The sequence below is a fragment of the Ruficoccus amylovorans genome, assembly GCF_014230085.1.
Taxonomy (GTDB): domain Bacteria; phylum Verrucomicrobiota; class Verrucomicrobiia; order Opitutales; family Cerasicoccaceae; genus Ruficoccus; species Ruficoccus amylovorans.
Genome location: NZ_JACHVB010000020.1, coordinates 363,324 through 382,559, shown reverse-complemented (window position 1 = coordinate 382,559; position 19,236 = coordinate 363,324). Strand labels below are relative to the sequence as shown.

The following is a 19,236-nucleotide window of genomic DNA, read 5'->3' as shown; positions in this document are numbered from 1 at the left end:
CCGCTTCCGTATCCTCCCTTGCTAACAACTATGCAGCGACTCTCTGTGCGTTTAAAAACACTGGCCCTGGCGGGGCTGGTCATGAGCGGTTTAGCCGTGTCCTCACGGGCTGAGCTGGTCCAGATTTCGGGCACTTTTTACGGGGATTTCTCCGTTCAGTACGCTTCGTACGCCCCGTCCTCGACCAGCGGCAGCTACGCCTTTACGGTGGATACGGCGGACTTCGCCCAGTCCGGGGCGGGGCAGTTCTACCTGAGCAGCCTGGACGCGTTCAGCATCACCAATACCAACATCGCGCTTGAAGAGGTGGCGGTCATCGTCTCCTCCTACAACGGCCAATTCGCGGGCTTCTGGATGGGAACCAACCACAGCGGAAGCTCCACTACGACCACTCAGATATCCTCCCCGGCCGGGACCGAGGACGGTTTCGCGCTGGTTATCACCGGACGCTACGCGGGCGGAACGCCGGGTACGACGGTCAGGCTTAACGCGCAACAGATCGACGACCAATGGCTTGTGCTTCAGGCCATTCAGTCGGACGGTGTGACTTTCGCCACCGCCGACCTCACGCCAGTTCCCGAGCCCTCAACCGTGGCTCTCGGATTGGGCCTCTTGGTGTTCGCCTGGGCTTTTGCCCGCCGCCGTCTGAGCCGCTGACTTTCGATATACTACCGCTGTCAAATCACCTGAAAAAGGTAGAGACCGGGCGCATGCCCGGTCTTTTTTGTATCGGCGGGTCAGTTTCCGCGGGCCTTCTCAATGCTCTTCAGGGCGGCCCCTGGATAAAGCGCGCGCGTGCTACACCTTTTCCAGATCGTAGCCGTCCTTGCGGTCGAGGATCTTCCAGCCGAGCTGGAGAAGCTCGTCGCGCAGGCCGTCGGCGTTGGCCCAGTCGCGGGCTTTTTTTGCTTCCCAGCGGGCCTCGGCCAGGTTGGCCACGGACTCGGGGATGTCGGCGGCGGCGGGGGCATCCTGCGCGGTGAAGAGATCGAGCCCGAGCGCGTAGAGCAGCGCCCCGAAGGACTCCACCTGCCCGGCGACGGCGGCGGAGTCGAGCGTCGGGTCGGCCAGGTCGCCGAGCACGGAAAAGATTTCCCCAAGGGCGGCGGGCACATTGAGGTCGTCTGAAAGCTTCTCCCAGGCCCGGGCAAACATCCCCGTCGTGACGAGCGGGGAGGGCTTGATCCAGTGGCGGAAGTCTTCTTCGGAAACCCCGAGGCGGCCGAGGATCGGACGGAGGGTTTTTTCCATCTTCTCCAGCGCGGAACGGCCGGCCTTCAGGCCGTTGAGCGTGAAGTTGAGCTGCTGGCGGTAGTGGCCGGAGATCAGCGCGTAGCGGATATCCATCGGCCGGAAGCCCTTTTGCAAGAGGTCTTCGAGCGTGTAGAGGTTGCCGAGGCTTTTGGACATCTTGCTGCCCTCGACCATGAGGTGCGCGCTGTGGAACCACAGGCGGGCAAAGGGCCGGGTGCCGGTGGCGCACTCGCTCTGGGCGATCTCGTTCTCGTGGTGCGGGAAGCACAAATCGATCCCGCCGCCATGCAGGTCGAAGCCCTCGCCGAGGTACTTTACGCTCATGGCCGAGCACTCGATGTGCCAGCCGGGGCGGCCTTCGCCCCAGGGGCTGGACCAGAAATTCTCACCGTCCTCGGGCTTGCGGGCCTTCCAGAGGGCAAAGTCGCTCACGCTCTCGCGGTCGTACTCGTCGGCGTCGTTGGCGTCGCCCGCGCTGTTGACATGCTGCGTGCGCAGGCTGGAGCGGTCGAGGCCGGAGAGTTCGCCGTAGTGCTCGCAGGAGCAGACCTTGAAGTACACCGAGCCGTCGGCTGCGGCGTAGGCGTGGCCCCCGGCGACGAGCTGCTCGATCATGGCGATCTGTTCGGCGATGTGGGCGGTGGCACGGGGCTCCTCGTGCGGGGGCAGGAGGTTGAGCGCGGAGCAGTCAGCATGAAACTTGTCCGTCCAGTGCGTGGTGAACTCGGACAGGGTGCGGCCTTCGGCCTGGCTCTGGCGGATAGTCTTGTCGTCCACGTCGGTGATATTGCGCACGTGGCGCAGGCTCAGCCCGTCAACCTCCAGGGTGCGGCGCAGGACGTCCTGCACGAGGAAGGTGCGGAAGTTGCCGATGTGGGCCGGGCCGTAAACGGTCGGTCCGCAGCAGTAGAAACGGAAAGTTTGGCCGTCGGCGGGGGCCAGCGGTTGTTTGGTCTTGCTGAGGGTGTCGTGGATTTTGACCGGCATGGATGCCGCACAAGCAACACCGAACCACCCCGGCGGGGCAATTTTATTTTGCGAAAACAGTCAGCTCGTGCCGGGATGATCTTCTCGCCCGTGGTGAACTTCTGGCCGGACACGAAGATAAGGCTATGTATGATGCCGTGAGGTAAGCGGAGTATCTGTCACTGGGCCCTCTTGATGTTGCGGGCTTTTCCTGGGGGTGGAGGGTATTTAAGCACGGAGTAAAAGAGTGAATTTACAGCTTGTAAATAGGGAGAATTGCCTATTCAGATGGACGTTCTTTTTCGATGGAAGCGATAGGATTGATTCTCGGGCTGTTGATTGCGGTCGGTATTTGCGCCTTGGTCTGCCTTATGACTGCCCTGTTCGCGCAGTGGGCCATGAAGATCGTGGTCAGGCGCATGCCCGCCTACGGTAAAGCATATGTTATCGTGTTCAAAATCACGCTGATCGGAACGGTGATTAACGTGATTTTGGGGCAACTGGCTCAATTGAGCGATTCCCTGGTCTATGTGACGGCTCCGCTGAGTTTCCTGATCTGGCTGTTGCTGTACTCCTACTTGTTTGGGATCTGGTTCACGCGCAACCACCATCCGATCGGCTTTGCCAAGGGGCTGCTCGTCAACCTCATTGTGAGCGGCCTGTCTTTTGTGCTCGGGCTGGTTGTTTTCGTGCCGCTTTTTCTGTTCTATTACTCCAACGGAATGGCGATGCCAGCCCAGCCGTAAGCCCTCTGGCTCGCCAGAGGCGAATCAAGCCGGGGCGAGACTGGCCAGCAGCGATTCGAGTCCGGGGTTGAGTGAGTCGGGGGTGACGATGGGGATGCCCTGCTGGGCAAAGGTGTCGCTCAGGTGCGGGTCAAAGTGCTTCAGGTACGGCACGCACAGCATGACGGCATCCACGCCGGGCAGGCTTTTGAGGATAATGCACTGGCCGAGGGTGACGGTCGCGCGCTTGCGCACATTGTATTTGCACTCCAGAGCGATGCGCAGGTTGCGGCCCGTGGCCGGGTCCACGTGCTGGACGAGGAAGTCCGTGCGCAGATGCGCCACCTGGGCGAAACGGCTGTAGCAGATGTCCTCCTGGCGCAGGATTTCCTCTATATCGTCCTCGAAGCCGATGGAGGCCGCTTTCATCGCGCCGTAGTCGGAGCCTTCTTCGAGGGCCGCTTCAAGGTTGAGCGGGGGCGCGCCCGCCGGGAGCAGGTTTTCCATGACCAGTTGGGGCGGCTTGCCGCTGACTTCGGCCTCGACACAGAGCGTCACGTACTTGGAAAAAGACAAGCCCAGCCCCCGAGCCCGTTCGGAGGCGCGCTGGCGCAGTTCGGGCGGAAAGCTGACGCCCACGGTTTTGTGTTTCTGGTCTTCTGACATGGATGGAACGGCTAAGTGGCTGATAAATGGCGATGAATAATAAATAATAGTAAAATAGTAAAAAGCTGAAAATCAACTTGCGAATGGAGGGTGTTTGAGTGATCTTATGTTCACTATGAAAGTGAAAACCATATCGACTGTCAACGTCTCAGTGAGCCTGCCTCCACACTTGCGGGAGATCGCCCGCCAGGCGGCTTTTGACGACAACCGTTCGGTCTCAAGCCTTGTGGCTTGCGCCCTGAAAAAACACCTCCGCAGCGAGGGTTACCTCGACGCCGAAACCGACTGCGTACCCGTCCCGCGCCACTGATGCGTGCTGCTTCCCGCTATCCGACCAAACACTGACCAGTCATCCTCAACCAGGAAAAAATATGACCACGACCGAATCTACTTCCCGGGCCTTTGCGGCCACTTTTCCCGCTCCCGCCGATCCTCGCGCCGGAGCCACTCCGCTGATCCGGGTGCAGCCCGATGGCCGCTGTGCCGAACTGGTGATCGACACCGGACTGCCGCTACGCAGCGGCAAGACCTGGCAAGCCTACGCCAAGGTCTTTTGCAGCGATGTCTTTCACGCCCAGATGATGGCCAACCGCCTCGGCGAGCGTCTCGGCGATGCCGTCGAACAGGCCCGCCGCGAAGCCTACCAGCAGGGCTACCGCGATGCCCGGCAGCGGCGCAGGCCGCGGGCAGGCTTTTCCCGTGTCCTTTAAGTCCGTCCCGCCATGAGAATGAACGCGCACTTCGAGCGCCTGCTGCCGCCGGGGCAGGAATGGTTCAGCCCCAAAGAGGTGGCCGCCGTTATCGGCAAGACCGACCAGTTTGTGCGGGACTGCTTCCTGAACCAGAAAATCCTCGGACACACCGCCAACGGCCGGGCCGGACTCCGCCATGAGAAACGCCAGCGTTACCAGATCCACCGCGAGGGCGTGCTGCTGTACCTGCTGCGCACCGCCAACTACGAGCCGGAGGACTTCCTCGCGCAGGTGGGCGAACTCCTCAGTCACTGCACCCCGGAGGAGAAGCGCAGCCTTCGTCGCTGGCTGGACTGAGTCGGCCCGGTCAGTGCAGCCAGATGGCGCGGGAGCGCGGGTTGCCGGAGGAGGAGAAGTCGAGTTCTTCCTCTTTGAGCACGGCGTCGAGTTCCTCAAGGGTGAAGTCGTAGCCGTCGGTATTGGCCGAGGCGACGAAATCTTCTTTCGTCTCGATGACATTGTACTTGGCGCGGAGGGCCTTGTCGGTCCAGCCGTCTGTCAGGAGTTTTTCCACGTTTGCTTTGGACATATCGCGTAGCGTTTAAAGGTGTCCCGGTCTTCGGTTGTACCTGCCAATAATCCCAGATCGCATCTGGCCTGGCTCGTCTGAAAATTAGCAGGAAAAATGCCACGGCGACAGCGCGGGAAGCTGTTGCAGACGCTATTAGGGGGCTTGCAGCAGGGGTTAAGCGCGGCTTTTGCGCGGGGGCGGGTTCATTCGTTATTGCGCCCCGGCGGGCGATGCGCTCTTGATAGGCGGATGAAGGGATTTACCGGGAAACCGCCGATTCACGGCGAGACGCTCGACTCGCTCGCCGCCACCCTGGCCGAACGCGGCGAGAAGCCGTTCCGTGCCCGGCAGATCCTTGATTGGCTGTATAAAAAACGCGCTGCCGGGCCGCAGGAAATGACCAACCTGTCCAAGCCCCTGCGCACCTGGCTGGAGGAGACCTACGACTTCGCCCCGACCTCGCGGCTGGGCGCGAAAACGTCCTCCGACGTGACGGACAAGTTCCTGCTGCGCCTGCGGGATCATTCGCTCATCGAGACGGTCATCATCCGCGCCCCGCAGGAAGGGGTGGGGCAGGACCGCTCGCGCAAGACGGTCTGTATTTCGACTCAGGTCGGCTGCGCCTATGGCTGCAAGTTCTGCGCCTCGGGCCTGGCGGGCTGGAAGCGCGACCTGTCGGCCGGGGAGATTGTCCATCAGTTGATCCAGGTCTGCCATCAGGAGGACCCGGACACCCCCCGCGCCAGCGAGGAACTGGCCTCTTTTGACAATATCGTGGTCATGGGCATGGGCGAACCACTGGCCAACTACGACAATCTCCTGCGCGCGCTGGGCATCGTCAACGCCGAGTGGGGGCTCAACGTCGGGGCGCGGCGCATCACGGTCTCGACCAGCGGCCTGGCCCCGCAGATCGTCCGCTTGTCCGAGGAGCCCATCGGGCTGCGGCTGGCCATCAGCCTGCACGGGGCGACGGACGAGGTGCGCCAGCAGATCATGCCGGTCAACCGCAAGTACCCGCTGGAAAAGCTCTTGCCCGCCGCCAAGGCTTTTGCCGAGCGGCACGGGCGCATGATTACGCTGGAGTTTATCCTCATCCGCGAGATCAACGACACGCTGGAGCAGGCGCGGGCGCTGGCCCGGATCGCCCGCGACCTGCACGCCCACGTCAATCTCATCCCTTACAATAAGGTGGAGGGCCTGCCCTGGGTGCGCCCCGAAATCCCCCGGCAGGACGCCTTCGCGGACGTTTTGCGGCAGGCGCGGGTCTCGGTCACGATCCGGCGTGAGAAGGGCCACGACATCAACGCGGCCTGCGGCCAGCTCCGGCTCCAGACCGAACGCGCCGAAGGCACCATTGAACCGGTCCCGGCCCGCCGAAGCGCCCCCGCGGGCGCGTGACAAACGGTTCGCCGGCGGGTAGCCAGCGTAGGCAGGTAAAGGGTGGGGCGATTGGACCCGCAATCGCCCTGAGGGAGTCGAGAAAGGCTCCTGTCCCGAAAGACGGATCGCGTTTTGATATTGGCTGAATGGAACGCCGATTTGCCCGGAGCGGCCGGATGGGCTTGCGCGGGGCGGCTTATCTGCGCAAACTCTTGCTGTGAGAAGGCCGCCCCCGATTGATGATTTCTCCGCTTTTCTGCTGCGCTGTGTGTGTCTGGCGGTGGCGGGGGTGTCGTTCGGGGCGTGCGTGGTGACTTATACCGCTTACCGCGTGCTTGTCACACTGCCGCCGGAGCGTTTCGAGGGCGGGCCGGGCTTTGTCCTCAACGCCCCGATTATGCTTTACGGATTCTGCGGGGCTGTGACCGCGCTCATCGGGGTGTTTCTGCTGATCGTCTTTAATGATGCCCGCTGGCGGAGCCTGGCCCGTTTGCCGAATCCGCTCACCATCCTGCTGCTCATGCCGGGGTTGTGGTTCGCGCTGCGGACGGTGCTGATGATTGTACGGGATTGGTTCCGGTACCGGTGAAACCGATGCCGCCGCGAAAAGGAATTTTTAAATAGACCCTCGTGTGGTGTTAGCCAAGTTCCTGGCATAAATTGGGGGGTGCAACTCAGTTTGGATGCCTCTCAGGGATTACGGCTTTCAGTGAAACTGAAAGCCGTAATCCCTGACGCGATGCGTAGCATCGAAAGTGCAGGCTATGCCTGCTGCGGGGTTTGGGGGCGCACAGCCCCCAAAAATTAGTGCAAGATACTAAGCTAACGCCACACTAGGCTCTGGCCCAGAGGCGCAGGGACTGGAGCAGAAACGCTTCGATGGCGGCGGATTCGTTGAAGTTGAGTTCGAGCAGTCCGGCGGCTTTTTCCAGGGCGGCGACGCTTTGGGCGAGCTTGACCGAAGGGATTTCTGAAGGCTTCTTCAGGGCAAAGTGCCGGGTCTGGGTCTCGATTTCGGCCAGCAGGCGGCCCCGCAGGCCCTTGAGGTAGCCGGTTTCCAGCGCGGTCACCTGCTCGTCGGTCAGGCCGTCGGGGAGGGTTTCCCGGTATTGCTTCCACGCTTCGGTGGACATTTGCTGCAAGATCCCACTGAAGCGCGTGACCAGCCCGTAGGCGGCGATCAGGCACTCGGCGGCTCCGCCCCGGGCCGCGTGGCCCGAACTGACCATATCCAGCCACTCGGTGTAGTCGGCCAGCCATTGCTGCCAGTCGGGGGCGCTCACGCGGTCTAGCTCCAGCGGCAGGCGCAGGGAGACGCAGCGGCTGCGGATGGTTGGCAGCAGGTCGTAGGGGCGGGTCGAGAGGAGGAAAATCGTGGTGTCGGCGGGCGGCTCCTCCAGCGTCTTGAGAAAGGCGTTGGCGGCGGCGGTGTTCATCCGGTCGGCCTCGTAAACGGCGGCCACCTTGCGCCCGCCCTGATTGGAGGAGTGCTGGATGTCGCGGATCAGGGCGCGGGTGCCTTCGGCGTTGATCTGGCGCATCTTGTTGGCCGGGCGAATGCTGAAAAAGTCCGGGTGCCGCTGCGGGTGTTCGCTCTGGAGAAGCTCCCCGGCGAAGGCCAGGCAAATCGCCTCCAGGCCCTCCAGCGAAGCGCCTTGCAGGAGGATGGCGTGGGGGAGGCGTCCGCGTTCGAGCGACTGGCGCAGGACTCCGGCCGGGCGGCTTTCGGCCAGTTCGGGCGGGAGGTCGGCGAGGATGCTCATTTTTCGGGGAATCTTTCGGCGATTACGGATTGGATGGCGGTGGTCACGGCCTCAACGCTGGAGGTGCCGTCGATGACAGCGAAGCGCTCCGGCTCGGCGCGGGCCAAGTCCAGAAAACCCTGCCGCACGGCCTGGTAGAAGGCAAGCTCCTCCTGCTCCATGCGGTCGGGGGCGTCGGAGGCGCGTTGGCGGGCGCGCTGGAGGCCGACCTCGGCGGGGATGTCCAGCACGAGGGTCAGGTCCGGCAGACAGCCGTCCACGGCAAAGGCGTTGAGCGCGTTGACCTCTTTGGACGGGAGCTGGCGGGCCGCGCCCTGATAGACGGTGGTCGAGTCCAGGAAACGGTCGCACAGGACGGTCTTGCCCTCCGCGAGGGCGGGCCGGATGACCTCGCGCACATGCTGGGCGCGGCTGGCGGCGAAGAGCAGGACTTCGGCCTGCGGGCACATACCCTGGCCGGAAGCGGCGTGGATGAGCAGGTGGCGGATGTCTTCCCCCAGCGGGGTGCCGCCGGGCTCGCGGGTTTCGAGCACCTCCGCGCCCCCGGCACGGAGCCGCCCCGCGAGCAGGGAGAGCTGGGTGGATTTACCGCAGCCCTCCGTGCCCTCGAAGGTGATGAAGCGTCCGCTCACGATTATTCGTGACTGGCCCAGCCGTGGATGAAGTTGGCAACGTCGCTCAGGCTGGGGCTCTTGGCGGTGCGCACATAGGAGCCCGAGAAGCTGACCGCGACGGTCAGGCAGGCTTCGGGCGAGAGGCCGAGCACCTGGCTGACGCAGAACCCGGCGTTGAAGTGGTCGCCCGCGCCGGTGGTGATCTTCGGGTGCTCGCAGTACGGGCCTTCGACGAAGTAGAGGCCGTCGCGGGTGGCGCAGGCCGCGCAGCGGGTCGGGTGGACGACGACGCAGGAAATGTCCAGCTCCTGGCGGATGGTCTGGGCCATGAGCTTGAGGTCGCGCTCGTCGGTGCCGACCTTGGAGTGGCTGAGGACCTTGAAAATCTGCTGCGCCTCGCTCAGATTGAGTCCGAGGGTGACAGCCCCGTGGGCCTGATAGCGGCTGATGATCTTGATGACGGTGCGAATGTCGCCTTCGGAGCGCTTGGCCGGGTCGGCCAGGTCGAAGAAGAAGCGGCGGTTCTCGTGCGGCCCGAGGTTCGGGAAGACCTTTTCGAGCAGGTCGTTAAAGGCGTTGGTCAGGTAGGGCAGCATGGTCCAGTTGACCATGGCGATGAGGTCGGCGCGGGAGAACATGTCCAACAGCGGGCCTTCGCCCATGGCGGCGACCATGTTCGGGTAGGTGACTTCGTCGAGCGCGGCCATGTTGCCGAGCATGATCTTGCCGTCCTTGAACTCGGCGGCGGTAGTGATGCCCGGATCAGTGATTGAGACCGCTTCGGTCTTTTTCGCGAACTCCTCGAAAACCGGGTGAATGGCCAGCTTGCCCAGCGCGCCGATGTAGCGGGTCTGGAATCCGGCGCTGAGCACGGCGTTGGCCATGATCGGGCCGTTGCCGCCGAGCTTTTCCATTTCCTGGTACATCTCGATGTTGGCGCTCTTGCCGGCGGCGGCCGAGATGCGGCTGCCGAATTCGGCGATGGTCTCGATGGCCTGGTAATCGTCACCGGGGCCGAAGCGCTGGTCCACCGGGTGGACGATCTTGTCCACGAAACCGTCGAAGCCGACAACGGCATGGCGTGAGGAAGCGGAAGCGGCCTTGTCGGCCAGTTCTTTCAAGGTTTTTTCGAGGTAATCCATAGTCTGTGCGCAGGCAAATTGCGACACCGGCCCGGCAAAAGCAAGCACTTCGCACCGGCCCGGCTAAATCTTTAGCACGGTCGGGCAGGGCATGACCGGAGGCGGACGGGGTCCGAGCCTTGGATTTATAGAAAGTGGCGGAACCTTCACGCAATACGTAAGCGATTATATCCCTGTTAGGGATTTTGGTGGGGATGGGGGAGATTAATTTGCCGTAAACGAGGGATTGCTTGAAACCTTCGGCATTTTCGCTTTTCCCTTATGTGAGCGGGTCGATCGGCGGCCCCTGATTCTCTCCAGCCATGAATTTACCCACCGCATGGCTCCTGCTGGCGCAAGTCGAGGAGCCCACCATTTTTACCTATTTCGGCGAGTCCAACGTCGCGGGCAAGGCCATCGTGATCGCGTTGGTGGTCTTCAGCCTGATCGCGTGGACGGTCATGATCGGCAAGTACCTCGACCTTTCGCGCCTGCGCTCGCTCAACCTGAGCTTCGAATCGCGGCTGGCGCAGAGCAAGGGCCTGCTCAAGCTCAACCTCGGGCGCAAGTCCGAAGCCCTCGGCCCCTACGCCGTGCTGGTGGAGAGCGCGGTGGACGCCTTTCACCGCTACGAGGGGGCTGGCAGCGAGCGCAGCCTGCGCGTGCGGATGGGCCACGTGGAGAACGCGCTTCAGCGCGGCGTCGCCCAGCAGACGATCAAGTACGAATCGAAAATGATCCTGCTGGGGTCGATTGTGACGGGGGCGCCGTTTCTCGGGCTGCTCGGGACGGTCTGGGGCGTGATGGATGCCTTTGGCTCGATGGCCCTGCAAGCCAGCGCCACCCTGCAAAACCTCGCTCCCGGTGTCTCCGGCGCGCTGCTGACCACGGTGGCCGGGTTGCTCGTGGCCATCCCCTCGGTCTTCGGGTACAACTTCCTCCTCACCCAGTGCAAGCTCCTTATCACGGAGCTGGAAAACTTCGCCAGTTCGCTGGCCGACCGGATCGAACTTGAGGTCGAGGTCGCTCTCGAACAGGACGCCGCCTCCGACGAGGACGAACGGCCTTCGTCGCCCCGGCCTGGCAGCGGATTCTAAGCCCCCGCGCGGACACCAACGAATAATTTAAACGCGGTAACGCTTCACAGAAACAGACAAGATGGCACGGACTTTCAGGCGCAGGAAAAGCATGACGGCGGTCTCGGAGATCAACGTGACTCCGCTCATCGACCTGGCCTTTTCGTTGCTGATTATCTTCATGATAACCACGCCACTGCTGGAGCAGACCATCCCGCTGGAGTTGCCGGTGGAGTCGCAGCGGCCCCAGGTTTCACGCGAGGACGTGCAGTTCCAGGTGATTTCCATCGACGGCGCCGGACAGGTCTTCTGGGGGCAGGACCCGGTCAGCATGCCCAAGCTCAACGACTTGCTGGCCAGCCTTGCCGCCGAACCGAACCCGCCCGTGATCAGCCTCCGCGCTGACCGCACCATCCGCTACCAGAAGGTGATTGACGTGGTCAACCTGATCAAGGAGCACAAACTTTCCCGCCTCAATCTGGACACGCAGGTGAAATGAGAAAGGGCAACACCACACGCGGCTTCTGGGGATCGGTCACGGTTCACGTGCTCTTTTTCGGCGCGGTGCTGCTCATGATCGCCTGGAACCGTCTGCACCGCGAGCCTGAGCCGGTCATCTTTGAACTGGTCGAGGTGCCGTCCGAGCAACCCTCTCAGGTGCAGGAAACGCCGCCCACCCCGGAGCCTGACCCCGCGCCCGAAATCCCCTCCATCGACGCGCCGCAGATCGCGCCCTCCGAGCCGGTGACAATTCCCGATATCAACATCCCTGAGCCGGAACCCGAGCCCGCGCCGCCTCCGCCCGCGCCGACACCGACTCCGACGCCGACTCCGACGCCGAAGCAGGAACCGGCTCCCAAGCCCAAGGAGCAGCCGAAGGCCAAGCCGATGTCGATTGATGACTTTCGCAAGCAGCACGGCCAGCCCACGCCCACGCCGCCCAAGCGCAACACGGCTCCGACCCCGGCCCCGAAGATCAACGTCTCCGACGTGGTTGTTACCGGCCCCAGTACCTCGTCGCGGCAATCCAGCGCGGCCGAACAACAGGCCCTCCAGAATTTTATCGCCCAACTGCGCCGCCAGATCGAACTGGCCTGGAACAAGCCCGAGGCTGCAACGGGGAGGGACACCTTTGCCGTGGTGCAGGTCACGGTGCAGCCCAATGGCACCCTCCGACCCGTCGTGCTGGTCACGCCCAGCGGCGACCGGGCGTTTGACAACTCGATCCTGGCCGCCGTCAAAAACGCCCGCAATATCGGCGGCTCTCCCACGGGCCGGGCCGAGACGATCAAGTACACCTTCCGCATGATCGACCGCTGAACGCGGCGAAGGGTTGGCCGCGGGCTTTTGGGGGTTGGAGAGGCAATGGTTACGGTTAAGCGGTCGTCGGCGTTGGATGACGAGGGGATGGATTTTATTTGATTAACCGCAAAGGCGCAAAGACGCAAAGGGAGAGAGTCTCCGTGGTTTTGGTTTTGAGGGGTAGCTTTACCCGATGTAGCGGGTGATGGTTTTTGATTTTTATATTCTTTTAATGGAATATGCTTGATTTCGCATGTTCGTTGGCGTCATCTTTGCGTTCATGGTCATGAGTAAGCCGAAAGTTCTGATCCTGTGTACGGGTAATTCCTGCCGCAGTCATATGGCCGAGGGTATTCTCCGGCATATCGCCGGGGACTTGTTCGAGGTCTTCAGTGCGGGCTCGAAACCTGCCGGGTACGTCCATCCGCTTGCCATCGAGGCGCTCGGGGAGATCGGGATCGATATTTCCGCGCACACCTCCAAACCCCTCGCGCTATTTATGGAAGCCGGGATCGACACCGTTATCACGGTATGCGCAAACGCCGACCAGGACTGCCCTCTGTTTCCCGGCCAGGTCACGCGCTACCACTGGGGCTTTGAAGACCCGCCCAAGGCCGTTCGCCCAGGTGAGAGCGAACTGGATGCCTTCCGCCGTATCCGCGACGAGATTCGCAACGTTTTTTCCGCCTACGCCAGCGGTTACCGGCAGGCGCTGGCGACTTCACGCTGATCCCCGCAACACTTGCTATCATGGACAACACTCAAACGCTTCCCGTCTGCCCGCCCTGCAAGAAAAAGCTGGGCTTCCTTGACCGTTTTCTGACCCTGTGGATTTTCCTGGCCATGACGGCCGGGGTGGCCATCGGCGCACTCTGGAGCGGGGCGGACGATTTCCTGAACCGCTTCCAGGTCGGCACGACCAACATCCCCATCGCGGTGGGCCTGATCCTGATGATGTACCCGCCACTGGCCAAGGTCCGCTACGAGGAAATGCACCGGGTGTTCCGCAACGTCAAGGTGCTGGCGCTTTCGCTGGTGCAGAACTGGCTCATCGGCCCGGTGCTGATGTTCGTGCTGGCGATTGTGTTTCTGCCCAATCACCCCGAGTACATGACGGGCGTGATCCTGATCGGGCTGGCCCGGTGTATTGCCATGGTCATCGTCTGGAACGAACTGGCCGAGGGAGACAGCGAATACGCCGCCGGGCTGGTCGCCTTCAACAGCGTTTTCCAGGTCGTCTTTTTCAGCCTCTACGCCTGGGTTTTCATCACCTGGCTGCCAGGTATTTTCGGGCTGGAGGGCAGCGTGGTGGCGATCAGCATGGGCGAAGTCGCCCAAAGCGTGCTCATCTACCTGGGGATTCCGTTTTTCGGCGGCATGCTGACGCGCTTCATCGGCGTAAAGCTCAAGGGGCGCGTCTGGTACGAGGAGCGTTTTATCCCACGGATCAGCCCGATCACCCTGATTGCTTTGCTGTTCACCATCGTCCTGATGTTCAGCTTCAAGGGGGATCAAATTCTGGCGTTGCCCTTTGACGTGCTCCTGATCGCCGTGCCGTTGACCATTTACTTTGGCGTCATGTTCGTGGTCAGCTTCCTCATGGGCAAGTGGGTGGGGGCGGATTACCGGCAGAGCGTCACCCTGAGCTTTACCGCCGCGAGCAACAACTTCGAACTGGCCATCGCGGTGGCGGTCGCGGTCTTCGGGATAGGCTCCGGGGTGGCCTTCGCCGCTGTCATCGGCCCGCTGGTCGAAGTCCCGGTCATGATCGCGCTGGTCAACCTCGCGTTCTGGTTCCGCCGACGCCACTTCCGTGTTTGAGCATCGCTCCGACTGACTGGCTAAAGCCTCCCGGCCTTACCAATCGACTCGTCGCGGATCGGCGTTTTCGCTCCAGCGGAAGACAATTTCCTCCTGGCCGTCGAGCTTGACCGTGACTGGTTCACCGTCGGGGGTGGGCAGGACGAGCTTGGCTTGAGCCGCATTAATGAGCGGGGTGAACTTTTTCGGCGCGATCTCGATGAAGCCTTGAAATTCCGTGTGGGTGACTTCGAGGTAAAGCTGCCCGTCGCGTTTCTCGTAGGTAACGCTGAGGCCCACGACCAGCTCTGTCTCGTCGCCGTTGCCGGGGCTCCAGGTAAAGGGGAGTTCGTGCAAAGCGGTGACCGTTCCCTTGTCGGCGTCGAGTGTCCAGCGTTCGGGATTCAGGGTGCCGTTGCCGTCCGTTCCGATGCTTTTACCGGTTACGCTGAGGCCATCAGCGGCGGAGAGGTGGGAAGCGACGAAGAAGGAGAGCAGGGCAAGGATGAACGGGAGGAGGTTGTTTTTCATGGCGATGAGGCTGGCTATGACGAATTATCACATGAGGGGTAAAAACTATCGTGTGGAGGGGGATGTGCGTCGCGGATGATGGCCGCACCAGTGAAGAAAAGCGAAACCCGCTCAGGAGGCGGTTTCTTTTTCGGCCAGGGCCTGTTCGCGGGCCTTGAGGTTGCGCTCCTTGTCCTGAAGCTCCTCGCGCAGTTGCTCCAGCTCGTTCTGCATCACTTCCTGCGTCTGGGCTTTTTCAAAGAGCGAGTTTTCGCTCATTTCCAGAAACTGCTCGCGCTCTTCGAGGATGGCCTTGGCCTCGGCCAGCGGGGCCTTGACCTCTTTGGCCAGGTTTTTCAGGGAGGCAACCTCCTCGCTCAGCTTGGCCACGGCGAGCTTGAGCGCGTCCAGTTCGGCCTTGTAGAGGGTGAACTGCTCACTGTCGGGGCGCGCGGAGGCTGCCGGGGTGGGGGAGGCGGTGGCTGGTTCGGCTTCGACAGGTTGGGGCTCCGGCTCGGCTTTGGCGGGCTCGGGGGCCTCCTTGACGGGAGCGCTGGAAGAAACCTGGAAGCCGCTGGCGATTTTCTTCTCTGAGATGACCCGAAACTTCTGCGCGACCTCTTTCTCGAAAATGATCCACTCGGCGTCTTCGTCCTCGGCCTTGCTGGCGTGCAGGACAGAGATTTCGCGGTCCGGGTTCTGGTCCTTGACCTTGCCCACGTCCGGGAGCGCCATCAGGTTGTCAAGCACATCGCCGTCGATGGCGACCCACCAGGTGTCTTCCTGGCTGTTGTTGAGAATCCAGCGCTGTAACTCGTTCAGGGTCATGCTTCGGAGTGTCGGGGTAACGGAATCGGCGTCGGTGCCGAAGTGAGCCATAGGCTAGAGGCCCCGTGCTGTAAAATCTAGTGTTTTTTCAGGTTTTTCACCCCAGAGGCGAACCGGGGGTGGGCGGTAGAGTGGCGCTCAGGCGTAGAAGCCGCCGCCGAGGAGGGCTTCGTCGTCGTAGAGGGCGGCGATCTGGCCGGGGGCCAGGGCGCGCTGGCGCTCGTGGAAGCGGATGTGCGCGGTGCCGTCGGGCAGGGGCTCGAAGTCAGCCCGCATGAGGGGGTCGCGGTAGCGGGGCATGATGTCGATCTGGCCCGCCGCACTGACGGGGTGGCCGGTCCAGCTTAGTTCGCGCAGGGTGAAATCCGTCGCGTAGAGGCCCGGGGCGTCGGGCTCGTCAAAGGCGACCAGCAGGCGGTTTTTTTCAAAGTCCTTGCCCACGACGACATAGTTCTTGAAGTCGGTGTTGCTGGGGATGCCCAGCCCCTTGCGCTGGCCGAGCGTGAAGTGGTGCAGCCCGGCGTGTTCGCCCAGCACGGTGCCGTCGATGGCGCGGACGATTTGACCGGGGCGGTCCTGGATGTACGCGCCCAGAAAGGCGTTGATGTCCACCTTGCCCAGAAAGCAGATGCCCTGGCTGTCCTTGCGGGCGGCGTTGGGCAGGTTGTGCTCGCGGGCGAGTTCGCGCACGCGGGGCTTGGCCAGCTCACCGATGGGGAAGCGGGCCATTTTCAACTGTTCCTGACGGACGAGGGCGAGGAAGTACGACTGGTCCTTGTTGCGGTCCAGCCCGCGCAGGATCTGGCGGGTGCCGTCGGGGGCTTCGCGCAGGCGGCAGTAGTGCCCCGTCGCCACCGACTCGAAACCGTGCTCGCGGGCGTAGCGGGCGAAGACACCGAACTTCATTTCGCGGTTGCACATCATGTCGGGGTTCGGGGTGACGCCGCTCCTGTAGCCGCGTATCAGATAATCGACCACGTGCTGGCGGTAGTCCTCGATCAGGTTGATAACCTCAAAGGGGATATCCAGGTGCGCGGCGACGGCCTTGGCCTGGCGGATGTCCTCCTCCCAGGGGCAATCGGCCAGGATGGCGCTGCCTTCCTCGTTCATCCAGGTGCGCATGTAGGCGGCAGACACGTCGTGCCCCTGCTGCTTGAGCAGGAGCGCGGCCACCGCGCTGTCAACGCCGCCAGAAAGGGCTACCAGGATTTTCGCCATCGGGGCATACAGGCATATTTTTTTGGAAATGGCTAATGGATTGTTAAATGGTCAAATGGCTGAATGGTTGATTGTTGAGGCTCAGTTGATGGAGTGGGCAGACGGCCCTTTGCGCAAACGTCCCCCTTTCCTCCCAGCCAATGCCGTTATCGCCCGGATTTCTTCCCGCGAACGCATCTCGTCTCAACAATCAACCATTTAGCCATTCAGCCATTTGACCATTTACCCCTTCCACATCTCAACTATTCCCACTCTCTTCCCAGTTTTTGCGTGTCAAGGGGGCCCCTAATGGCTAGCTTGAGCCGATCTTATGTGCGCGGACGTATTTTTTGAAGCCCGGTGGGAGAACCATCAGCGCGGAATTGTGTTTTTAAATGAAGACTGGACCGGCACGGAGATGCCGCCGCTGTTTCTCAATCCCGGCAGGCAGTCGCTCAAGAAAATCGAACGGGCCGCGCCGCAGGAGTACGCCAAGCTTTCCGGCTATTACACCGAGGGCAAGAGAGTCGTCTTTTTTCTCTGGCCCGAGCATTTTCCGAACCTCGACTGGCAGGAGAAAAGCTTTTACGTCGCGGGCGAGTTCAACGGTTGGGAGAAGGCCATCGGCAAAAAGACCTGGCAGATGCAGCGTGACCGTTATCAGGGTCGCCTGTGCTTCACGCTGAGCGTCCCCCTCAGCAAAGTCTGCCCCGGCGAAGCCGTGCGGTTCAAGTTCGTGACGGGTGACAACGAGTGGCAGATGACCCCGCTCGACGCCCCCAACCGTGAGGTCAATGGCGACGGTACACACCCCTTTCTTCTCGATCCCAAGCGCACCGGCCAGCACGTTTTCTACTTCGAGCCTCCGCAGCAGCACCACATCCTCGGCCACGAGAAGCTGCTCTGGAAGGACAAAAACACCCGTCAGGAGTGCCCCGTTGACTACGGCCACCTCCTGTTGGCCCTCGGGACGGATGCGCAACTCGGGGTTCTCATGGCCGCCGGGAAGACCATTTTCCGCATTTTCGCGCCGCGGGCGACACGGGTCACGGTGGTCGTTTATAAAAATCTCGACGCCTCCGACGCGCAGAGCCACGACCTCGTCCGCGTCAACGACAACATTTGGGAGCGCGTCCACCCCGGCAACCTGCACGGCTGGTATTACCACTACAGCGTGGACGGGCAGCGCGACAGCAATTTCAGCCATTTCGACCCGGACTTCAAGATACTCGACCCTTACGCGCTGGCCGCGGTCAGCCACGTGGGGCCGGGCATCATCTACGACCCGGAAAAGCTTCCGCGCCCGCACCGGAGGTTCACGCCCCCGGCCTGGCATGACCTGGTCATCATGGAGACGCACGTGCGCGACCTGTTGGCCAAGGCCGAGATCGACCTGGCCCCGACCGAGCGGGAGGGCTTCGCCGGGCTGACCAAGTGGCTGCGCTCCGGCCAGTGCTACCTGAAGGAGACCGGCATCAACGCGGTTGAACTCCAGCCCGTGCAGGAGAACGACGCCCGCAGCCGCGACCAGTACCACTGGGGCTACATGACCTGCAACTACTTCTCCCCGGAAAGCTCCTACGGGACCGAGCCGGAGAAGGCTTCGCAGATCCACGAGTTTAAGGACATGGTGGACGCCTTTCACGAGCAGGGGATGGCCGTCATCCTCGACGTGGTTTACAACCACGTCGGCGAGCCCGCGCACCTGCTCTTTATCGACAAGCTCTATTACTTCGAGACCGACCACAAGGGCAACCTCATGAACTGGAGCGGCTGCGGCAACGACTTCAGCGCGCACACGCCGATGGGCCGCCGGCTGATTATCGACAGCCTCGTGCATTTCGTGAAAACCTACGATGTGGACGGCTTCCGCTTCGACCTGGCCGAGCTGATCGGGGTCGATGTCCTGCGCGACGTGGAAAAGGCGCTCAAGGCGGTCAAGCCCTCCATCATCCTCATCGCCGAGCCGTGGAGCTTTCGCGGGCACATCGCGCAGGCCCTGCGCCACACCGGTTACTCCTCCTGGAACGATGGCTACCGCGATTTCGTGGGGCGCTACGTGCGGGGCGAGGCCAACCGTGACCAGTTCCGCTATTTCGTGTCCGGCTCGCCGCACTACTTTGCCATGTTCCCGGCGCAGACGGTCAACTACGCCGCCTCGCACGACGACCTTTGCTGGCTGGACAAAATCACCGAAAACGCCGACCACAACGGCACCTGGCCTACCGCTAACGACCGCCGCCGCACGCACCTGATGTGCGCCCTGTTGATGGTCTCGCTGGGCATTCCCATGCTGGCGCAGGGGCAGGACCTCCTGCGCTCGAAGCAGGGGGTGAATAACTCCTACCAGCGCGGCGACCTCAACGCGCTCGACTACTCGCGCCAGCGCCAGTACCCCTCGACCGCCGATTATTTCCGCCGCTGGATCGCCTTCCGCCGCTCGCACGCCGGGCGGCTGTTCCGGCTCAACGGCCGTCAGAGCGCGGGCTATTTAAAATTCTTCGAGGACGGCGATACCTCGGCCATCGGCGTCCTCTACAACGCCGACCACACCAATGGCTCGGAGCAAATCCTCTTCGTGGCCAACCCGCACTTCGACGGGCATCCGCTGCCGGTGCCGGGCCTGGACCCGAAGCAGTTTTCCCAACTCGCCGACCACGAACGCTTCGAGGAAAAAGGCCTCCGCAGCGGCCTCGTTCGCTGGGAAGACGGTTGTCTGCATCTCCCGCCGCTCAGTTGCGCCTTGTGGATTAAAAAGTAGGGTGGGGCGG

Annotated in this window: 22 protein-coding genes; 13 read left to right on the top strand and 9 right to left on the bottom strand. The window is 62.2% G+C overall.

Features of this window, described 5'->3' with window-relative positions; translation table 11 throughout:
- Window positions 1–30: 30 nt before the first annotated feature.
- The gene (locus H5P28_RS08105) at window positions 31–657 is read left to right on the top strand and encodes a PEP-CTERM sorting domain-containing protein (protein WP_185675206.1); all 627 of its coding nucleotides are present in this window, start codon (window positions 31–33) and stop codon (window positions 655–657) included.
- Window positions 658–798: 141 nt separating this feature from the next.
- Here the strand turns inward: H5P28_RS08105 and cysS are convergent, their stop codons facing one another.
- Entirely contained in the window at window positions 799–2,241 is a 1,443-nt protein-coding gene (gene cysS / locus H5P28_RS08100) for a cysteine--tRNA ligase (RefSeq protein ID WP_185675205.1), read from the bottom strand.
- A gap of 284 nt (window positions 2,242–2,525) precedes the next feature.
- On the opposite strand from cysS, the gene H5P28_RS08095 reads away from it, so the two are divergent.
- A complete protein-coding gene (locus tag H5P28_RS08095) occupies window positions 2,526–2,966 on the top strand; it encodes a hypothetical protein (protein ID WP_185675204.1) in 441 nt (146 codons plus the stop codon).
- Between the two features lie 24 nt (window positions 2,967–2,990).
- Here the strand turns inward: H5P28_RS08095 and H5P28_RS08090 are convergent, their stop codons facing one another.
- Window positions 2,991–3,611 carry a hypothetical protein gene (locus tag H5P28_RS08090; RefSeq protein WP_185675203.1) on the bottom strand — a complete coding sequence of 207 codons (621 nt, stop codon included), beginning with the start codon at window positions 3,609–3,611 and terminating at the stop codon, window positions 2,991–2,993.
- A gap of 115 nt (window positions 3,612–3,726) precedes the next feature.
- Here H5P28_RS08090 and H5P28_RS08085 point away from each other — a divergent pair, with 115 nt between their 5' ends.
- The 3 genes from H5P28_RS08085 to H5P28_RS08075 all read left to right on the top strand — a co-directional run bounded on the left by H5P28_RS08085 (window position 3,727) and on the right by H5P28_RS08075 (window position 4,660).
- Window positions 3,727–3,921 carry a hypothetical protein gene (locus H5P28_RS08085; protein WP_185675202.1) on the top strand — a complete coding sequence of 65 codons (195 nt, stop codon included), beginning with the start codon at window positions 3,727–3,729 and terminating at the stop codon, window positions 3,919–3,921.
- A gap of 61 nt (window positions 3,922–3,982) precedes the next feature.
- A complete protein-coding gene (locus H5P28_RS08080) occupies window positions 3,983–4,321 on the top strand; it encodes a hypothetical protein (protein ID WP_185675201.1) in 339 nt (112 codons plus the stop codon).
- A gap of 12 nt (window positions 4,322–4,333) precedes the next feature.
- Entirely contained in the window at window positions 4,334–4,660 is a 327-nt protein-coding gene (locus H5P28_RS08075; RefSeq protein ID WP_185675200.1) for a hypothetical protein, read from the top strand.
- A 10-nt stretch (window positions 4,661–4,670) separates the two neighbouring features.
- Here the strand turns inward: H5P28_RS08075 and H5P28_RS08070 are convergent, their stop codons facing one another.
- Window positions 4,671–4,892, bottom strand: a complete 222-nt coding sequence (locus H5P28_RS08070) for a Nif11-like leader peptide family natural product precursor (protein ID WP_185675199.1) — start codon at window positions 4,890–4,892, stop codon at window positions 4,671–4,673.
- Between the two features lie 231 nt (window positions 4,893–5,123).
- Between H5P28_RS08070 and rlmN the strand changes: the two genes are divergently transcribed.
- Together rlmN and H5P28_RS08060 are read left to right on the top strand one after the other, a co-directional pair.
- Window positions 5,124–6,272, top strand: coding sequence for a dual-specificity RNA methyltransferase RlmN (gene rlmN / locus H5P28_RS08065; protein WP_185675198.1), 1,149 nt, complete (start codon window positions 5,124–5,126; stop codon window positions 6,270–6,272).
- 199 nt (window positions 6,273–6,471) lie between these two features.
- Window positions 6,472–6,843 (top strand): hypothetical protein, encoded by a 372-nt coding sequence (locus H5P28_RS08060; RefSeq protein ID WP_185675197.1) that lies wholly within the window; start codon window positions 6,472–6,474, stop codon window positions 6,841–6,843.
- Between the two features lie 244 nt (window positions 6,844–7,087).
- On the opposite strand, the gene H5P28_RS08055 is transcribed toward H5P28_RS08060, so the two are convergent.
- Genes H5P28_RS08055 through H5P28_RS08045 form a run of 3 tightly spaced genes read right to left on the bottom strand, consistent with a single transcriptional unit; the run spans window position 7,088 to window position 9,773 of the window.
- Window positions 7,088–8,017: a DNA polymerase III subunit gamma/tau gene (locus H5P28_RS08055; RefSeq protein ID WP_185675196.1), complete on the bottom strand. Its 930-nt coding sequence runs from the start codon at window positions 8,015–8,017 to the stop codon at window positions 7,088–7,090.
- On the bottom strand, window positions 8,014–8,649 hold the full coding sequence (gene tmk / locus H5P28_RS08050; RefSeq protein WP_185675195.1) for a dTMP kinase: 636 nt from the start codon (window positions 8,647–8,649) through the stop codon (window positions 8,014–8,016). The genes H5P28_RS08055 and tmk overlap by 4 nt, the downstream gene beginning before the upstream one ends.
- 2 nt (window positions 8,650–8,651) lie before the next feature.
- A complete protein-coding gene (locus H5P28_RS08045; protein WP_185675194.1) occupies window positions 8,652–9,773 on the bottom strand; it encodes a PfkB family carbohydrate kinase in 1,122 nt (373 codons plus the stop codon).
- Between the two features lie 302 nt (window positions 9,774–10,075).
- Between H5P28_RS08045 and H5P28_RS08040 the strand changes: the two genes are divergently transcribed.
- The 5 genes from H5P28_RS08040 (at window position 10,076) to arsB (ending at window position 13,951) form a co-directional block, all read left to right on the top strand.
- Window positions 10,076–10,849, top strand: coding sequence for a MotA/TolQ/ExbB proton channel family protein (locus H5P28_RS08040; RefSeq protein ID WP_185675193.1), 774 nt, complete (start codon window positions 10,076–10,078; stop codon window positions 10,847–10,849).
- A gap of 91 nt (window positions 10,850–10,940) precedes the next feature.
- Window positions 10,941–11,327, top strand: coding sequence for an ExbD/TolR family protein (locus H5P28_RS08035; protein WP_185675192.1), 387 nt, complete (start codon window positions 10,941–10,943; stop codon window positions 11,325–11,327).
- On the top strand, window positions 11,324–12,148 hold the full coding sequence (gene tolA, locus H5P28_RS08030) for a cell envelope integrity protein TolA (protein WP_185675191.1): 825 nt from the start codon (window positions 11,324–11,326) through the stop codon (window positions 12,146–12,148). Before H5P28_RS08035 ends, tolA begins: the two co-directional genes overlap by 4 nt.
- A 268-nt stretch (window positions 12,149–12,416) precedes the next feature.
- Window positions 12,417–12,860: an arsenate reductase ArsC gene (locus H5P28_RS08025; protein WP_185675190.1), complete on the top strand. Its 444-nt coding sequence runs from the start codon at window positions 12,417–12,419 to the stop codon at window positions 12,858–12,860.
- 20 nt (window positions 12,861–12,880) lie between these two features.
- Entirely contained in the window at window positions 12,881–13,951 is a 1,071-nt protein-coding gene (arsB, locus tag H5P28_RS08020; protein WP_185675189.1) for an ACR3 family arsenite efflux transporter, read from the top strand.
- 36 nt (window positions 13,952–13,987) lie between these two features.
- Here arsB and H5P28_RS08015 read toward each other — a convergent pair whose 3' ends face one another.
- The 3 genes from H5P28_RS08015 to mnmA form a co-directional block, all read right to left on the bottom strand.
- Window positions 13,988–14,461 (bottom strand): hypothetical protein, encoded by a 474-nt coding sequence (locus H5P28_RS08015; protein ID WP_185675188.1) that lies wholly within the window; start codon window positions 14,459–14,461, stop codon window positions 13,988–13,990.
- A gap of 111 nt (window positions 14,462–14,572) precedes the next feature.
- Complete coding sequence (locus tag H5P28_RS08010) at window positions 14,573–15,268, bottom strand: hypothetical protein (RefSeq protein WP_185675187.1); 696 nt, start codon at window positions 15,266–15,268, stop codon at window positions 14,573–14,575.
- Window positions 15,269–15,406: 138 nt separating this feature from the next.
- The gene (mnmA, locus tag H5P28_RS08005) at window positions 15,407–16,486 is read right to left on the bottom strand and encodes a tRNA 2-thiouridine(34) synthase MnmA (protein WP_185675186.1); all 1,080 of its coding nucleotides are present in this window, start codon (window positions 16,484–16,486) and stop codon (window positions 15,407–15,409) included.
- Between the two features lie 364 nt (window positions 16,487–16,850).
- Here mnmA and H5P28_RS08000 point away from each other — a divergent pair, with 364 nt between their 5' ends.
- Window positions 16,851–19,226 (top strand): alpha-amylase family glycosyl hydrolase, encoded by a 2,376-nt coding sequence (locus H5P28_RS08000; protein ID WP_185675185.1) that lies wholly within the window; start codon window positions 16,851–16,853, stop codon window positions 19,224–19,226.
- Window positions 19,227–19,236: the final 10 nt, after the last annotated feature.

Excerpts from the sequence above, each read along its gene's own strand:
- cysS (WP_185675205.1), bottom strand. The coding sequence starts at position 2,241 with ATGCCGGTCAAAATCCACGACACCCTCAGCAAGACCAAACAACCGCTG.
- H5P28_RS08105 (WP_185675206.1), top strand. The coding sequence starts at position 31 with ATGCAGCGACTCTCTGTGCGTTTAAAAACACTGGCCCTGGCGGGGCTG.
- H5P28_RS08010 (WP_185675187.1), bottom strand. The coding sequence starts at position 15,268 with ATGACCCTGAACGAGTTACAGCGCTGGATTCTCAACAACAGCCAGGAA.
- H5P28_RS08070 (WP_185675199.1), bottom strand. The coding sequence starts at position 4,892 with ATGTCCAAAGCAAACGTGGAAAAACTCCTGACAGACGGCTGGACCGAC.
- H5P28_RS08080 (WP_185675201.1), top strand. The coding sequence starts at position 3,983 with ATGACCACGACCGAATCTACTTCCCGGGCCTTTGCGGCCACTTTTCCC.
- H5P28_RS08075 (WP_185675200.1), top strand. The coding sequence starts at position 4,334 with ATGAGAATGAACGCGCACTTCGAGCGCCTGCTGCCGCCGGGGCAGGAA.
- H5P28_RS08015 (WP_185675188.1), bottom strand. The coding sequence starts at position 14,461 with ATGAAAAACAACCTCCTCCCGTTCATCCTTGCCCTGCTCTCCTTCTTC.
- mnmA (WP_185675186.1), bottom strand. The coding sequence starts at position 16,486 with ATGGCGAAAATCCTGGTAGCCCTTTCTGGCGGCGTTGACAGCGCGGTG.
- H5P28_RS08085 (WP_185675202.1), top strand. The coding sequence starts at position 3,727 with ATGAAAGTGAAAACCATATCGACTGTCAACGTCTCAGTGAGCCTGCCT.
- H5P28_RS08035 (WP_185675192.1), top strand. The coding sequence starts at position 10,941 with ATGACGGCGGTCTCGGAGATCAACGTGACTCCGCTCATCGACCTGGCC.
- arsB (WP_185675189.1), top strand. The coding sequence starts at position 12,881 with ATGGACAACACTCAAACGCTTCCCGTCTGCCCGCCCTGCAAGAAAAAG.
- H5P28_RS08040 (WP_185675193.1), top strand. The coding sequence starts at position 10,076 with ATGAATTTACCCACCGCATGGCTCCTGCTGGCGCAAGTCGAGGAGCCC.
- H5P28_RS08045 (WP_185675194.1), bottom strand. The coding sequence starts at position 9,773 with ATGGATTACCTCGAAAAAACCTTGAAAGAACTGGCCGACAAGGCCGCT.
- tolA (WP_185675191.1), top strand. The coding sequence starts at position 11,324 with ATGAGAAAGGGCAACACCACACGCGGCTTCTGGGGATCGGTCACGGTT.
- H5P28_RS08090 (WP_185675203.1), bottom strand. The coding sequence starts at position 3,611 with ATGTCAGAAGACCAGAAACACAAAACCGTGGGCGTCAGCTTTCCGCCC.
- H5P28_RS08095 (WP_185675204.1), top strand. The coding sequence starts at position 2,526 with ATGGAAGCGATAGGATTGATTCTCGGGCTGTTGATTGCGGTCGGTATT.
- H5P28_RS08055 (WP_185675196.1), bottom strand. The coding sequence starts at position 8,017 with ATGAGCATCCTCGCCGACCTCCCGCCCGAACTGGCCGAAAGCCGCCCG.
- H5P28_RS08025 (WP_185675190.1), top strand. The coding sequence starts at position 12,417 with ATGAGTAAGCCGAAAGTTCTGATCCTGTGTACGGGTAATTCCTGCCGC.
- rlmN (WP_185675198.1), top strand. The coding sequence starts at position 5,124 with ATGAAGGGATTTACCGGGAAACCGCCGATTCACGGCGAGACGCTCGAC.